This is a genomic window from Nocardia flavorosea (assembly GCF_015477805.1).
Classification (GTDB): domain Bacteria; phylum Actinomycetota; class Actinomycetes; order Mycobacteriales; family Mycobacteriaceae; genus Nocardia; species Nocardia flavorosea_A.
The window spans coordinates 1,104,857-1,122,202 of record NZ_JADLQL010000001.1 but is presented as its reverse complement, the minus strand read 5'-3'; the positions used below and the strand labels follow the sequence as shown (position 1 = coordinate 1,122,202).

General features: G+C 69.3%; 3 protein-coding genes. All 3 read left to right on the top strand.

Annotated features, from left to right (window positions below; all coding sequences use genetic code 11):
• Nucleotides 1-660 precede the first annotated feature (660 nt).
• On the top strand, nt 661-2,325 hold the full coding sequence (gene lnt / locus IU448_RS04960; protein WP_195054270.1) for an apolipoprotein N-acyltransferase: 1,665 nt from the start codon (nt 661-663) through the stop codon (nt 2,323-2,325).
• Between the two features lie 375 nt (nt 2,326-2,700).
• Nucleotides 2,701-16,206: an amino acid adenylation domain-containing protein gene (locus IU448_RS04955; RefSeq protein ID WP_195054269.1), complete on the top strand. Its 13,506-nt coding sequence runs from the start codon at nt 2,701-2,703 to the stop codon at nt 16,204-16,206.
• 46 nt (nt 16,207-16,252) lie between these two features.
• On the top strand, nt 16,253-17,245 hold the full coding sequence (locus IU448_RS04950) for an ATP-binding cassette domain-containing protein (RefSeq protein WP_195054268.1): 993 nt from the start codon (nt 16,253-16,255) through the stop codon (nt 17,243-17,245).
• The last annotated feature ends 101 nt before the right edge of the window (nt 17,246-17,346 follow it).

Sequence of the window (17,346 nt, the reverse complement as noted above, 5' to 3'; positions counted from 1 at the left end):
TCGGTCACGAGACCGGTCATATCGCGGTCGGGCATGCTCGCTGCGTCGGAATCCCTGGCCGGAAGTGAACGCGTTGATCTGGTCCCTGCGGGAGCAGGTGAGCCGGGGTGCGGTGGACTTGCGTGGATCAGTTCGCGCGGTGTCGGCGTCGTCTCCTGACAGAGCGCGGCCGCCGCCCGGCTGTCTGCAGGATTGCGTGCGGACGACCTATCGACCGTGTTCTCCTAGGTGCCGGACGTCCGCGCAGCGAGACCTATCGACGGCAAAGGTCGGCGACGAGCAGTACCGGCCGGGGCCGCGCACCTTCGGGATGGCCGCCGCTGGCGTCGACGCCCGCCCGGAACCTCTGCCTGCGCAGTCGGTGGCGAACACGCGATCGGCTTTGTCTGTACATACCGGGTACCACTCTGGATGTCTGCGGGCGCGGGAGTCTCGGAGCACCGGGCAGTGGTGTCTCCGCGGCGGCCCGGTGGTTCGGTGTGCGCAGGTTTCCGGCCGGTGCACTGCACCGCGGTGATCCGGGCCGGACTGCACGAGTACCGGGCTCGGTGCGGGAGGCTGTCGCAGTTCGCCGCGCCGGGGAGCCCGGTTCGCGAAGCGGGTGAACTCCCATGCCGGGTGCGCTCGGGCACATCGGTGCAGGGCGGGCGTGCCCCTGGGATGAGGGGACGCGAGGATAGGGGTGTGGAACAGGGTGTCAGGACGGCGAACCGGTGGTCCGAGCGGCTGGGGCGATATCCCGCGGCGACGCGATCGCTTGCGGCGGTGGTGGCCGGGCTGCTGCTGTTCGGCAGCTTCCCGCCGCGGCCGTGGTGGTTTCTCGCACCCGTCGGGATCGCGCTGCTGACCCTTGTGCTGCGGAGCGGGACCGGGCTGCGGTCCGGTTTCGGCTACGGCTTCCTCGCCGGACTCGGGTTCTTTCTCCCGTTGTTGCCGTGGACGGGGATCTATGTGGGCCCACTGCCGTGGATCGCGCTGTCGACCGCGTGTGCGGTGTATGGCGGTTTGTTCGGGTTGCTGGCCCGGTTGCTGGGCCGGCTGCCCGGCTGGCCGCTGTGGATCGCGCTGGCCTGGACTGCGGCGGAATGGGGTAGATCGAGCTTCCCGTTCGGCGGCTTCCCGTGGGGCCGGTTGGCGTTCGGTCAGGCGGACGGATGGTTTCTGCCGCTGGCGATGCTCGGCGGGGCGCCACTGGTGAGTTTCACTGTCGCGCTCAGCGGTACGTGCGCCGCGGCAGTCCTCTTGGCGGTTCGTCACGAACTCCTCGGTGACCATGAGGCGAATGCAACATCCGAAGCGGTGGCGCGCGGGCGCCGTGCGGCCCCGATCGCCGCCGCACTGGCCTGTCTGCTGCTCCCGGCGGCCGGGCTCGGTCTGCGCGCGGCGCTGCCGGCTCCGATGGAGGGAGACAGCACCCTCACGGTGGCGGCCATCCAGGGTAGCGTGCCGCGCCTGGGCCTGGACTTCAACGCCCAGCGCCGAGCCGTACTCGACAATCACGTCCGGCGGACCGAACAGCTCGCCGATGAGGTGGCCGCCGGGCGGTTCCCGGCTCCGGATGTGGTCGTCTGGCCCGAGAACTCGTCCGATATCGACCCGTTGCGCAATCCGGACGCGGCTGCGCTCATCTCCGAAGCCGCACGGCGTATCGCCGCGCCGATTCTGGTGGGGGCGGTGCTGGTCAACGATGACCGCACCACGACGAATTCGGTAATGGTCTGGACCGCAGCGGGTGGCCCGGGCGAGCGGCACGATAAAAAAATCGTGCAGCCTTTCGGTGAATACCTGCCGATGCGCGGCTTCTTCCGGCTTTTTTCCGACTATGCGGACCGGGCCGGGTACTTCGTCCCGGGGCACGGTGACGGAACAATTCGGACTTCAGGTACGGAAATCGGGATAGCAACCTGTTACGAGGTTGCTTTCGACCGGGCGTTCCGGGATTCGCTGCAGTCGGGTGCGCAATTGTTGGCGGTGCCGACAAATAATGCGACTTTCGGTGACAGTGAAATGACTTACCAGCAACTTGCGATGTCCAGGGTGCGGGCGGTGGAGCACGGGCGGTCGCTGGTCGTCGCCGCGACCTCGGGCGTCAGTGCGATCATCGCCGCCGACGGAAGCGTCCGGCAGGAAAGTGCGTTGTTCGTGCCGGAAGCGCTGGTTGCCGACGTTCCGCTGCGTACTTCCACCACTGCGGCGACCGCGCTGGGGCCGTGGCCGGAATTGGCTGCCGTACTCGTGACAGCAGTGGGCGTGGTGCTCGCGGTACTCCGTCGGCGGGCGGGCGCGCGCCATGCCGACAGCGGGGAAGCCGCCGTCCGTCCCTGACTCCGCGGCCGGGGTTGCCGCCGTCCGTGGAGGGTTTGCCGGTACTTCGCCGGTCGTCGATACGGTAACCGCAAGTGACCGGTTTATTTTTTGCCCGCGGAGGGTAAACAGACTCGCCCCCGATGCGTAGTATCTAGGCAACGCCCGGGCCGCCGGGTAAGAAGTAAGGCGGAATTCCGCCTGGAAGTGTATGACGGCGCCGGAATTCGGACACCGTGGTCCGAACGCTGTTCCGGCTCCAGGTAACCATTCGGTTTCGACTGCCAATCCATTCAACGTGATGCTCCGAATAACCAGTCGTGAATCACACCCACGACCGGTATCGGTCGGCCGTGGGCTGTTCGGGGAGTGTCGAGCTGTAGAACGGAGTGATTGATGAGATCGTCGGCCACCGGGGTCGATAACAGTTCGTCGGCAGAGCTTTCGGCCGAACCTTTTCCGCTCACACCGGCACAGACCGCGATGTGGTACGCCCAGCGGATTCAGCCGGAGATCCCTCTCATCATCGCCGAATACGTGGAGTTCCACGGTGACCTGGACCCGGGCCTGCTGCTCTACGCGATCGAACGCTTCGGCGTGGAAACCGAGGTGGTCCTGCAGCGCATCGTGCAGGTGGACGGTGTACCGCATCAGGTGCTCGATCCCACCGCGCGCCCCGGCTGGGCCCGGCTGGACCTGCGTGACGAGCCCGACCCGCACGCCGCGGCGCTGCGCTGGATGCACGACGATACCCGTACGCCGATCGATATCGACCGCGATCCGCTGGTCTTCAACGCCGTTCTGCGCACCGGGGAACGCGATTACATCTGGTACTCCCGGGTGCACCACATCCTTCTCGACGGCTATGCCGCGATGAACGCGCTGATCCGTACCGCCGAGATCTACACCGCCTACGCGGAGGGCGGCGAACCGTCGGTTTCGCGGGCGGCACCGCTGGCGGAGTTGTACGCCGGCGAGATCGACTACCGGAACTCATCGCGCCGCGCCGCCGACGGTGCGTACTGGAAAGAGGTGCTCGACGGAGCGGGCGAAGTCGTCAGCCTTTCCACCGTGACCAATGCGCCGGCCACGGCGATCGCGGGGCGCCGGCTGGCCACCGGCGTCCTGAGCGCGGAGACCGAGGCCGCGGTCGCGGCCGCCGCCGAACAGCGCGATTCCTCCAATCCGGTCGTTTTCGCGGCAGCGATGGCCTGCTATGTGCGGGCGATGACCGGGCAGGACGATGTGGTGCTGAGCCTGCCGGTGTCGGCGCGCACCACCGTATCGCTGCGCCGCTCGGCCGGGGTCGTCTCGAATGTGGTGCCGCTGCGGATCCGATTCGGACCCGCGACCACCCTCGACGATGTGGTGCGCGCCGTGGGCGGCCAGATCACCGGGGCGCTGCGCCATCAACGCTACCGGCACGACGATATCCGCCGCGATTGCGGATACGACCGCGATACCCGCGGCTTCTTCGGCCCGATGATCAACATCATGCTGTTCGCCCGGCCGCTGCGGTTCGCCGATCTCGAGGTCTCCGTGCACGTGCTGGCGACGGGTCCGGTCGAGGATCTGTCGGTCAACCTCTACAACAGCGACGGCGCCGGGATCCAGCTCGATTTCGAAGCCAACCCGCAGCTCTACAGCGACGCCGAGGTCGCGGCACACCGACAGCGGTACCTGGATTTCCTGGAACGTTTCGTGGCCGCCGGCCGCGACACTCCGGTGCGGGAGCTGACCGCGCTCACCGAAACCGAGCACCGGCAAGTCCTGCACACCTGGAACGACACCACCGCAGCCGTGGAACCGGGCACGCTGGCAGGTATTTTCGCTGATCGCGCGGCACGCACACCGGATGCGGAGGCCGTGCGGTTCGACGACGCCGCGCTGACCTACCGGGAACTCGACGCCCGCGCGAACAGGCTGGCGCGCCTGCTGATCGCGGCGGGAGCCGGCCCGGAGCAGGTGGTGGCACTGTGCCTGCGCCGTAGCCTCGACCTGGTGGTCGCGATGTACGCCGTGATCAAGTCCGGTGCCGCCTATCTGCCGCTGGACCCCGAACATCCGGTCCAGCGGCTGGAACAGATCGTGCACCGGGCCCGGCCGGTCGCGCTGCTGGCCGCGGCCCGCGACGGCCTCGAACTGCCCGGCGCCATCGCGGCGATCACCGTCGACACGGTGGATCTGTCCGGGATGGACCCGGAGCCGGTCACCGACAGCGACCGGACCCTGCCGCTGCGCGGCGATCACCTCGCCTACGTGATCTACACATCCGGGTCGACCGGGGCCCCGAAGGGGGTCGGCGTCACCCACCGCGCGATCGTGAACCGGTTGCGCTGGATGCAGCACGAGTACCCGCTCGACCACACCGATACGGTGCTGCAGAAGACCCCGGCGACCTTCGATGTCTCGGTCTGGGAGTTCTTCTGGCCGTTGCAGACCGGAGCCCGGCTGGTGGTGGCGCAGCCGGACGGTCACCGCGATCCGGGCTATCTGGCCCGGCTCGTCCGTGAACAACAGGTCACCACGGCCCATTTCGTTCCGTCCATGCTCTCGGTTTTCGTCACCGATACAGAGGTGGCCGACTGTGTGTCACTACGGCGCGTGTTCTGCAGCGGTGAGGCACTGCCGCCCGCGACGGTTCGTGATTTCAAGGCCGCATTGCCCGGCCCGCAGCTGCACAACCTGTACGGCCCCACCGAGGCCGCGGTCGATGTGACCTACTGGGAGTGCCCGCCGGATCCGGTCGCCGTACCGATCGGTTCACCGGTGTGGAATACCCGGACCTACGTGCTCGACCACGCATTGCGCCCGGTCGCCCCCGGTGCGGTGGGCGAACTGTACCTGTCCGGTGTGCAGCTGGCCCGCGGATATCTCGGGCAGGCCCCGTTGACCGCCGAGCGATTTGTCGCCGACCCCTTCCGCCCCGGCGCGCGGATGTACCGGACCGGTGATCTGGCGCGCTGGCAGCTCGCGTCGCCGGATACGCGCCGCGGCGTCCTGGAATACCTGGGCCGCACCGATTTCCAGGTGAAGATCCGCGGGCTTCGGATCGAACTCGGCGAGATCGAGGCGGCACTGCTGGACGACGAGCGGATCGCCCGCGCGGTCTGTATCGCCCACGCCACCCCCGCGGGCGATCAGCTGGCCGCCTATGTCGTGGTCCGTGGTGACGAGGCACTCGACACCACGGAGCTGCGAGCCGGGCTGGCGCGCACGCTACCGGGGTATATGGTGCCCACGACGGTCACCGTACTGCCCGAACTACCGCTGAACAGCAACGGCAAGATCGATCGGTCCGCACTGCCGGCGCCCGGCCCCACCGGCGACCGGGTGCGGACCGCGCCGCGCACGGAGGTCGAAGAGGTACTGGCCACGATCTTCGCCGAACTGCTCGGCGTACCCGAGGTCGGTATCGACGACGGCTTCTTCGAACTGGGCGGGAATTCGCTGGTGGCCGCGCGGGCGGTGGCGCGGATCAATACCGCGCTGGGCACTGCCCTGACGATTCGCGACCTCTTCGAGGCCGGCAGTATCGCCGCGCTCACCGACCGGTTCACCGTGCACGAGCCGGACCTCGCCTCGCCGCGGCTCGTGCCGGTGCACCGCCCCGAACGTATTCCGCTCTCCCCGGCACAGCAGCGACTGTGGATCCTCAACCGGTTCGCCGAACACGCCGCGGCCTACAATATGCCGCTGGCCGTACAGCTCGACGGCAACCTCGATATCGATGCGCTGCGCGCCGGCCTGCGTGACGTGCTCGAACGGCACGAAAGCCTGCGCACCACCTTCCCCGACCAAGGGGCGGGCCCGCAGCAATCGGTCCATCCGCCCGCGGAGGTGCCGTTGACGCTGGTGCCGGAGGAGGTCGGCGCCGGCGGAGTCCGGGAGTTGGCCGCCGAATTCGTCACGCGGCCGTTCGACCTGCGCACGGAGTTCCCGTTCCGGGTCGCGCTGTACGCCGTCGACACCGACTGTCATGTGCTGGTGCTGGTGCTGCACCATATTTGCGGCGACGGCTGGTCGGTGGCGCCACTGGTCCGCGATCTCACCGTCGCGGTCACCGCCCGGGCCGCGGGCCGGGCGCCCGGCTGGACTCCGCTGCCCGTGCAATACGCCGATTTCGCGCTGTGGCAGCGCGAACTGCTCGGTGAGGAATCCGACCCGGCCAGTGCGCTGAGCCGCCAGATCACCCACTGGGGTGCCGAACTCGCCGGCCTGCCGGACCAGCTCGATCTCCCGCTCGACCGGCCGCGGCCCGCGCACCGGTCCACCGAGGGCGGGCGGGTCGCGTTCACCATCCCGGCCGGTACCCGCCGCGCGGCGGCGGAACTGGCGGCCACCCGCGGTGCGAGTATGTTCATGGTGGTTCATGCCGCACTGGCGACTCTGCTGTCCCGGATCTGCGGTAGTACCGATATCGTCATCGGTACCCCGATCGCGGGCCGTAGCGATCCCGCGCTGGACGAGCTGGTCGGGATGTTCGTCAACACGCTGGTGTTGCGAACCGAAGTCGATCCCACCGCCGATTTCGACCGGATGCTCGATATCGTGCGGGAAACCGATCTCAATGCCTTCGCCAACGCCGATGTGCCGTTCGAGCGGCTGGTGGAGGTGGTGAACCCGGAGCGTTCCGGTGCGCGCCACCCGCTGTTCCAGGTGATGCTGTCCTACGACAATGCCGGTGAATTCGACCTGACCCTGCCCGGGGTGCGGACCGAGATCCTGGCGCTGGACGCCGATATCGCGAAATTCGATCTCCAGCTCGAGGTACACGACGACAACTCCGGTGGTGAACTGCACGCCGAAATCGGCTATGCCACCGATGTGTTCGACGAACGTACCGTGCAGTCGATCGCCCGGCGGTTCGTCGCCGTACTCGATGCCGCGGTGGCCGCGCCGCAGCGCCCGGTCGGCGATATCGATGTCCTGGACCGGCGCGAATACGGCAATCTCGTACCGCTGGCGGGTGGTCCGGCGGAACCGCCGGTGTCGCTGGCCGAACTTCTCGGCCGGTCCGCGGTCCGTGACCCGGACGGTATCGCGGTGCGCTTCGATGGCCGTGACACCACCTATCGGGAACTGGACGAGCGGGCGAACCGGCTGGCCCGGTTGCTCATCGCGCAGGGGGCCGGCCCGGAAACCGTCGTCGCGATCGCCTTGCCGCGTGGGCCGGCCGCGATCACCGCGATCTGGGCGGTCGCCAAAACCGGTGCGGCGTATGTACCGGTCGATCCGGGCTATCCGCGTGACCGGATCGCACATATGCTCACCGATTCCGGTGCCCTGCTGGGCGTCACCGGCCCGGAACAGCTGGACCTGGTATCGCAGCAACCGGGAGCCGTCCGGCGGTGGTCGGTGCTCGGTACGCCGGAGCTGGAATCGGCCTGCGCGGCAGTATCGCCCGCACCGGTAACCGACGCGGACCGGATCCGGCCGGTGCGTACCTTCCACCCGGCCTATCTGATCTACACCTCCGGATCCACCGGCACCCCGAAGGCCGTCATCGTCACGCACGGCGGGCTGGCCTCGTTCGCCGCGGAACAGTGTTACCTGTTCGGGGTCACCCCGGCCGCGCGCACACTGCATTTCTCCTCGCCGAGCTTCGACGCGTCGGTGCTGGAACTGTTGCTCGGTTTCGTCTGCGGCGCCACCGTCGTGATCGCGCCCCCGCAGATCTACGGCGGCAGCGAACTCGCGACCTTCCTGCGGGTCGAAGGCGTCACCCACGCGTTCGTCACCCCCGCCGCGCTGGCCACCGTCGACCCGGCCGGGCTGGACCGGCTGCAGACGGTCATGGTGGGCGGGGAGGCGTGCGGTCCCGAACTGGTGGCCACCTGGGCCGGCCGGTACCGCATGCACAATATGTACGGCCCGTCCGAGGCCACCGTCGCCGCCACCATGTCCGGACCCATGCGGCCGGGCCGACCGGTACCGCTCGGCCATCCGGTGCGCGGTATGCGGCTTTTCGTTCTCGACTCCCGGTTGCGCCCGGTGCCGCCGGGGACGCCCGGCGAGCTGTATCTGTCCGGGCCGGGCGTGGCCCGCGGATATCACGGGCGGTATGCGCTCACCGCTGCCCGGTTCCCGGCCAATCCCTACGGCCGCCGCGGGGAACGGATGTATCGCACCGGTGACCTGGTCGTGGCCGACCGTTCCGGTCGGCTGCGGTTCCTGGGGCGCGCGGACGATCAGGTGAAACTGCGCGGTTTCCGGATCGAACTGTCCGAGATCGACCACGTCCTGCGCACCCATCCCGGGGTGCGGCGCGCGTTGACCGTTGTGCATACCGACCCGCGGGGCCGGCAACGTCTCGCCGCCTATATCGTCGCCGACGCGGGCGTCGACCCGGCCGCAGTGCGCGCGACGGCCCGGGGCCGGCTGCCCGGCTATATGGTGCCCGACGCCGTCACCGTGCTGCCGGAATTCCCCACCGCCCCCTCGGGCAAGCTCGACCGGAAGGCGCTGCCGGAACCGGTTTTCGCGGTCACCGCCGCGACCTCCCGGCCGCCGGCCACCGATACCGAGCGGCGGGTGGCCGAGGTGTTCACCGAGGTGCTGGGCCGGGAAATCACCGGGGTCGAGGACGGATTCTTCGACCTCGGCGGTAATTCGCTGCTGGCGACCCGGCTGGTGGGCGGTCTGTACGACCGTTTCGGCGTGGACCTGCCCGTGCGCACCGTTTTCGACGCCCCGACCGTTGCCGCCCTGGCCGAACTCGTCACCCGGACGCCGGTGACGGTCCGGATGCCGCTGACCGCCCGGGATCCACGGCCGCAACGTCTCCCGTTGTCGCTGCCGCAGCAGCGGCTGTGGTTCCTCAACCGCTTCGCACCCGAATCCAGCGCCTACAACATCGCCTTCGTGCTCGATATCGACGGTGCCCTCGAGGTAGCGGCACTGCGTGCCGCCTTCGGCGATATCGTCGAACGGCACGAGGTGCTGCGCACCGCCTACCCCGACGACGGAAACGGGGCCCAGCAGCGGATATTGCCCGGCAGTTGGGCGTTGCCCCCGCTGGAGGTTCGTGATACCGATCCGGCCGGTGCCGCCGCGGCCCTGCACGAAGCGGCGACCACCGGTTTCGATCTCACCACCGGAGCCCCGCTGCGCGCCGTCCTGTTGCGGATCGGCGCGGACCGGTACCGGCTGGGCGTGGTGGTACACCATATCGCCGCGGACGGCTGGTCGCTGGCACCGCTCACCCGCGACCTCGCTCTGGCCTATCAGGCCCGATGTGCCGGCCGCGCGCCCGAATGGCTTCCGCTCGAGGTGCAGTACGCCGATTTCGGACTGTGGCAGCGGGAGTACCTCGGCGCCGCCACCGACCCGGACAGCCTCGCCGCCCGGCAACTCGGCTACTGGCGTGACCGGCTCGCCGGGCTGCCCGATGAGCTGCCCCTGCCCTACGACCGGCCCCGCCCGGCCGAACCACAGCAGACCGCGGGGAGCGTACGGTACCCGATCCCGGCGCCCCTGCGGCGTGCGGTGGCGGAACTGGCCCGCGACCAGGGGGTGAGCCCGTTCATGTTGTTGCGGTCGGCGCTTGCCGTACTGCTGCGTTCGGTGACCGGCGGCCGCGATATCGCCATCGGTACCCCGGTCGCCGGGCGGACCGATCGGCGGCTCGACGAGCTGGTCGGCATGTTCGTCAACACTCTGGTGCTGCGTTCCGAGGTAGACCCGGCCCGGACCTTCACGGATCTGCTGCGGGCAGACCGGGATACCGAACTCGCCGCCCTGGCCCATGCCGACATCCCGTTCGAACAGGTGGTTTCGGCACTGGGCAACGATCCGCGCGCCACCGGCCGGCATCCGCTGTTCCAGGTTGCGCTCACCGTCCAGGACACCCCGGTACCGACCCTGGAACTGCCCGGGCTCGCAGTGGACGCGGCCCCGCTCGATATCGCCCGCGCGAAATTCGATCTCGAGCTCCGGGCCGGCGATCTCGGCACCGGGGAACTCGAATTCGTCTACGCCGACGAACTGTTCGACGCCACTACGGTGCACACTCTGGCCGAGCGGTTCCTGCGGGTCCTGGCCGCCGTCACCGCACGACCCGATATCGCGGTGGGCGATATCGATACGCGCACCGATTCCGAACGCGCCACCTACAGCCCCGCCCGCGGTCCGGTCCCCGGAATCCCGCGTACCCTGGCCGGTCTGTTCGCCTCGACCGTTCTCGCGCACGGTGCCCGCCCGGCGCTCTACGCCGAGGACACCGTACTCACCTACGCCGAACTGGATCGGCGGGCCAACCGGCTGGCGCGGGCGTTGATCCGGCGCGGTCTGGGCGCCGGAGACCGGGTCGCGCTCGGGCTCACCCGGTCCGCCGATTCGGTCACCGCCATGCTGGCCATCGCCAAATCCGGGGCTGCGTTCGTTCCGGTGGATCCTAACTATCCCGCCGAGCGGGTTGCGCATATGCTCGCCGATTCCGGCTGCATCGTCGGGATCAGCCGCGCAGGACATGCGGAGACGCTGCGCGCCGCGGGCGGCGACCATATCGATTGGCTGCTGCTCGACACTCCCGCCGGGCGGCGCGAAACCGGTGTCCCGGCGGACCCGGTCACCGATGCCGACCGGGTCCGCCCGGTCCGGGTCGCCGATCCGGCGTACCTGATCTACACCTCCGGGTCCACGGGGAAACCCAAGGGCGTCATCGCCACCCACGGTTCGCTGGCCGATCTCGCCGACGAGTTCCGGGATCGGCTCGCCATCCACCCCGGGGCGCGGACACTGCATTTCTCGTCGCCGAGTTTCGACGCCGCGGTGCTGGACCTGTTGCTCGCCATCGGTCCCGGTGCCGCCATGGTGATCGTCCCGCCGGAGGTGTACGGCGGCGACGAACTGGCCGACCTCATGACCCGTGCCGAAGTGACACACACCTTCATCACCCCGGCCGCCCTTGCCACCATCGACCCGGACCGGTGGCCGCTGCCGCGGTTGCGCGGCCTGATGGTCGGCGGCGAACACGTCGGCCCCGAACTGGTGGCGCGCTGGGCACCGGGCCGGCGGATGTTCAACGGCTACGGGCCCACCGAAACCACCGTCGTGGTCTCGGTGACCCCGGTGGTGCCGGACCGGCCCGCCGGTCTGGCGTCGCTGATCCGCGGGGTACGGGCGGTGGTCCTCGACGAACACCTGCGTCCCGTGCCCACCGGTGTGCCCGGCGAGCTGTATCTCGGCGGACCCGGCCTGGCCCAGGGCTATCACGAACGGTTCGGTCTCACCGCGGCCCGATTCGTCGCCGACCCGTACGGTCCCGCCGGTGCCAGGATGTACCGCACCGGCGATGTGGTCCGCTGGACCGCCGACGGTGACCTACGGTATCTGGGCCGCAGCGACAACCAGGTGAAGATGCGCGGGTTCCGCATCGAGCTCGGCGAGATCGCCGGCGCGCTCTCCGCCCATCCGGCGGTGCATTTCGCGCACACCGCGGTACGCCGGGTAGCCGGGGTGGACCGCCTGGTGGCCTATGTGCACCCGTCCGATCCCGGCCGCCGGCCGGAACCCGAGCAGCTGCGCGAATATCTCGCGCAGCGGCTGCCCCGCCATATGGTGCCCACCGCCTTCACACTGCTGGACGAGATTCCGCTGACCCCGGTCGGCAAACTGGATATCGCGGCACTACCCGAACCGCATGCGCTGCCCTCCGGGGCCGCCGGGCGGGCCCCGCAGACCGCCACCGAATGCCTGGTCGCCGAGATCATGGGTGATCTGGTGGACGCACCCGTCACCGATATCGGCGACAATTTCTTCGAGATCGGCGGCAACTCTCTGCTGGCGACCCAGCTGGTCGGGCGGCTGGAAGCGGCTACGGGTGTGCGGCTGGCGGTACGTTCGGTCTTCACCGCGCCCACCGTCGCCGAACTGGCCGCCCGGTTGGACGGTGAGAACGCCGGTGAGAGCGGCCCCGCGCTGGTACGGCGCGAACGGCCCGCCCGGGTTCCGCTGTCCCCGGCCCAGCAGCGGCTGTGGTTCCTCAACCGGTTCGGTGGTTCCGATCCGGCGGCCACCCCCGGCGCCTACAACATTCCGGTGGTGCTGCGGTTGCGCGGCCCGCTCGACCGGGCGGCGCTGGCGACCGCCCTGCACACGGTGCAGCAGCAGCACGAAACCCTGCGGACGGTGTTTCCGGAGATCGACGGGGAACCCACCCAGCTGGTACGCGAGCTCCCCGGCGCCGCGGTCGAGTTGCAGACCCAGGTGATCACCGGCGAACCGCGCCCCGATATTGCGCGGTTCATCGCCCCGGGGTTCGACCTGTCCACGCAGATCCCCTTGCGGGCAGGGTTGTTCATCATCTCGCCGGACGATCACATCCTGGTTCTGGTGGTACATCACATTGCGATGGACGGCTGGTCGCTGGAACCGCTGGCGGCCGATGTGGCGGATGCGTACCGGACGGTGCGGCTCGGCGCCGAGCCGCGACCCGCGGCCGAACAGCTGCAATACATCGACTACACGCTGTGGCAGCGTGAACTGCTCGGTGCCGAGGACGATCCGGACTCGGTGATCAGTGGACAGCTCGGGTACTGGCGCGACGCGCTCGACGGCTCACCGGAACTCCTCGCCGTACCCGCCGACCGGCCACGTCCGCCCGTGCCGTCCTACCGCGGCGGCACGGTGACGGAACGGCTCGACGCAGCCGCGCACCGGGATCTGCGCGATCTCGCCGCCCGGCACAACGTGAGCGTGTTCATGGTGTTGCACGCCGCGCTGGCGGTACTGCTGCACCGCCTGACCGGGGCCGGCGATATCGCCGTCGGCACCCCGGTCGCGGGCCGTGGCCACCCCGAACTCGACCGGATGATCGGTATGTTCGTCAACACCCTGGTGTTGCGGACACCGGTCGATTCCGGCCGGCAATTCACCGATCTGCTCGATACGGTGCGGGAGGCCGATCTCGACGCCTTCGCGCATGCCGAATTGCCGTTCGAACGGCTCGTCGAGGTACTGAACCCGGTGCGGTCGCAATCGCACCATCCGCTGTTCCAGGTGATGCTGTCGGTGCGCGACGAGCCGGTGCGGGCAGTGGAACTGCCGGGACTGAGTATCGAGGCGATGGATATCGACGCCGGTATCGCGAAATTCGATCTCCAGTTCACGCTGACCGAATGCCGGGGCGAGGATCGGTCGCCGGACGGTATAGCCGTCGCGGTCAACTACAGTGCGGACCTGTTCGACGAATCGACCGCCGCCCGGCTCGGCCGCCGGCTGGTCCGGCTGCTCGCCGCCGTCGCGGCCGACCCGGCCGCGGTCATCGGCGAGCTGGAGTTGCTGGAACCGGCGGAATGGTCGGCGCTGGCCCCGCTGCGCCGGGCCGATCCGGACCAGCCGGTCACGCTGCCGGAGGTTTTCGCGGCGGCCGCCTCGGTCGACCGGCGCGCGGTCGCGCTGGCCGCCGCGGGCGTGGAGGTCACCTACGATGCCCTCGACCGGTGGAGCAACCGGCTCGCGCGGGTTCTCGTCGGTTACGGTGTCGGCCCGGAAACCCTGGTGGCGCTGGGGATTCCGCGCACCGTGGAATCGGTGGCGACGGTACTGGCGGTAACCAAGACCGGCGCTGCGTTCGTTCCGGTCGACCCAGGTTATCCGGCGGCCCGGATCAGTCATATGCTCACCGATTCCGGTGCCGCGCTCGGGCTCACGCTCGCCGAGTACCGGCCGCAACTGGCGGGTGCAGTCCAGTGGCTGGCCCTCGACGATCCCGATTTCCGGGAGGAGGTGCTGGACGCCTCCAGCGCACCGATCACCGATGCGGAACGGACCGGGCCGTTGCGGATGGACCACCCGGCCTATGTCATCTACACTTCCGGATCCACCGGTACTCCGAAGGGGGTCGTGGTCACCCATCGCGGTCTGTCGAACTTCGCGGCGGAAACCGCGCAGCGGTTCGATGTCCGGCCCGGCAGCCGCATTCTGCATTTCGCGACGCCGAGTTTCGACGCCGCCATGCTGGATCTGCTGTTCGCGCTCGGCGGTGCCGCCACCCTGGTCCTGACTCCGCCCGGGGTGGTCGGCGGAACGGAACTGGCGCGGGTACTCATCGCCGAACGCATCACCCACGCCTTCATCACCACGGCCGCCCTCGCCACGGTGGACCCGGCCGGTATCACCGACTTCCAGCATGTGCTGGTGGGTGGTGAGGCGCTGCCCGCCGAAGTCGTGGCCCGCTGGGCGCCGGGCCGCAACCTGCACAATGTCTACGGGCCCACCGAGACCACCATCGTCACTGTGGTCTCGGATCCGCTGGTGCCGTCCGGGCCGATCCCGATCGGGGAACCGATCCGCGGGGTGGCCGCGATGGTGCTGGATTCCCGGTTGCGGCCCGCCCCGCTCGGCGTCACCGGTGAGTTGTATCTCGCGGGCGGCGCGTTGGCCCGCGGCTACCACGATCGCCCCGGGCTCACCGCGCAGCGGTTCGTCGCCAACCCCTTCGGGAAACCGGGCGAGCGGATGTACCGCACCGGCGACCTGGTGCGGATCCGGACGGGTGCCGACGGTGGCCCCAGCGATATCGAATACGTCGGCCGGACCGACCACCAGGTGAAGATCCGCGGCTTCCGGATCGAACTCGGCGAGATCGACTCCGCCCTGAGCCGGCATCCAGCGGTGGAGTTCTCGCATACCGCGGGGCACCGCACCCCGGCGGGGGCCACCGCGCTGGTGTCGTATGTGAAGGCCGCACCCGGTACCACCGCGACCGAGCTGACCGCGCACCTGTCCGAATTCGTGCCCAACTACATGGTCCCGCAGTCGATCATGCTGATCGACCGGCTGCCGCTGACCCCGGTGGGCAAACTCGACCGGGCCGCACTGCCCGAGCCCGTGTTCGCGGCGGGCGAGGGATACCGGGCCCCGGCGAACCCCGTAGAAGCCACCCTGTGTGAAATCTTCGCCGACGTTCTCGGAGTCGAACGCGTCGGCGCGGGGGACGGTTTCTTCGAATTGGGCGGTAACTCCCTGCTCGCCACGAAGGTGGTCGCCCAGGCGCGTGCGGCCGGACTGGACCTGCCGATGCAACTGCTGTTCGGGGAATCCACCCCGGCCGCACTCGCCGCGCGGCTCGGCGACGGCACCGCGGACGACGCGATGGCTCTTGCCCTCGCGCCGCTGCTGCCGCTGCGACCCGATTCCGGATCGGGCCGCGCCCCGCTGTTCTGTATCCACCCCGCTATCGGGCTGTCCTGGTGCTACGCCGGATTGCTCGCCGAACTGCCCGCCGATCAGCCGGTCTACGGACTGCAGGCGCCGCAGGCGACGGGGAAGCCCGGATTCGGCTCGATCGCCGAGGTCGCCGAGCACTATCTGAGTCATATCCGGTCGGTGCAGCCGCACGGGCCCTACCAGTTGCTCGGCTGGTCGCTGGGCGGTCTCATCGCCCACGAGATCGCCGTCCGGTTGCAGGCGGACGGTGAGGAGGTCGCCTCGCTGACCATGCTGGACAGCTACCGGCTCTCCGACGATCTGGCCGAACACGCGATGCCGACGATCACCGAGATCATCGGCGAATTCGGCGGCGACCTCGGCGTCGACGGCGCGGAACCCACCCTGGCCGAGGCCGCCGAAATGTTGCGATCCCGGCCCGGGCCGTTCGCGGCGCTCACTCTCGAGCATTTGGAACGGCTCTACGCCGGCTACGCCGACGGCACGGTACAGGCCAACGGGTTCCGGCCCGGCGTATTCGACGGCGACCTGCTGTTCTTCGCCGCCGCCACCGATCCGGTGAACCGGGCCGCAGCCGACCGCCGCCCCGGCGCCTGGCAGCAGTTCGTCACCGGCGCGGTGACAGCTCATGACATCGAATGCACGCACGCGGAGATGACCACGGCGCAATCCCTCGCGGTGATCGGACCCGTACTGCGCGAACACCTCCGCGCGCGCCTGCGCACCTGATTGCGCGCGGGGACCAGCCCGGTACCGAAACGAAGGAGAACGCTCAGTGAAGCCCGCGGTACAGATCACCGGCCTGGTGAAGAACTACGGCCGGGTCCGCGTTTTGGACGATGTCGATCTCGAAATACCCGCCGGCACCGTGATGGGTCTGCTCGGCCCCAACGGCGCCGGGAAAACCACCACGGTCCGTATCGTGACCACGCTGCTGCGGCCCAACGCCGGAACGGTGCGGGTCGCGGGGGTCGATGTACTGCACGATCCGGCCGCCGCCCGCCGCCTGATCGGATTGTCCGGCCAGTACGCGGCGGTGGACGCCAACCTCACCGGCTACGAGAACCTGCGCATGGTCGCCCGGCTCTATGGAATGAGTCGCGAGAGCGCCGCCGACCGGGCCCGCGAACTGCTCGGGCAGTTCGGGCTCGAGGACGCAGCCGACCGCCGCGCCGGAACCTACTCCGGTGGTATGACCCGCCGGCTCGACCTGGCCGGCGCACTGATCGCCCGGCCGCCGGTGGTGGTACTCGACGAGCCGACCACCGGCCTGGACCCGCGGGCCCGCACCGATATGTGGCGGGTGATCGGTGATCTCGTACGCGACGGCACCACCGTCCTGCTGACCACCCAGTATCTGGAGGAAGCCGACCGGCTGGCCGATCAGATCACGGTGATCGACAAGGGCCGCGTCATCGCCCGCGGTTCGGCCGACGAACTCAAATCCTCGATCGGCGGGGACCGGCTCACCGTCACCCTGGCACCCGGCCAGGATCCGGCGCCCGCCCTGCGGGTGCTCGCCGATGTCGGCCTCGGCGAACCCGCGCACGAGGCAAGTGCCGACGAGGTATCGGTGGTGGTCGCCGACGGGTCCCGCACCATGGTCGAAGCGCTGCGCCGCCTCGACGACGCAGACGTACTGGCAGTCGATGCCCGCGTGCATCGGCCCAGTCTCGACGACGTATTCCTGTCCCTCACCGGCTCTCCGGCGACCCCGGACTCCGAGCCGGAAACCAGCAGCGATGTACCCGAGGAGATCATGTCGTGAGCACCGCAGAAGTGGCGGTCGAGAAAACCGAAACCACCGGCCGGACCGAGGAGGACACCGCGGAAACCGAACACGCGCCCGCCTCGCACCGGATCCCGAAA

Bases quoted from the DNA above. Each gene is read 5' to 3' on its own strand.
- lnt (WP_195054270.1), top strand. From the start codon at position 661: ATGAGGGGACGCGAGGATAGGGGTGTGGAACAGGGTGTCAGGACGGCG.
- IU448_RS04955 (WP_195054269.1), top strand. From the start codon at position 2,701: ATGAGATCGTCGGCCACCGGGGTCGATAACAGTTCGTCGGCAGAGCTT.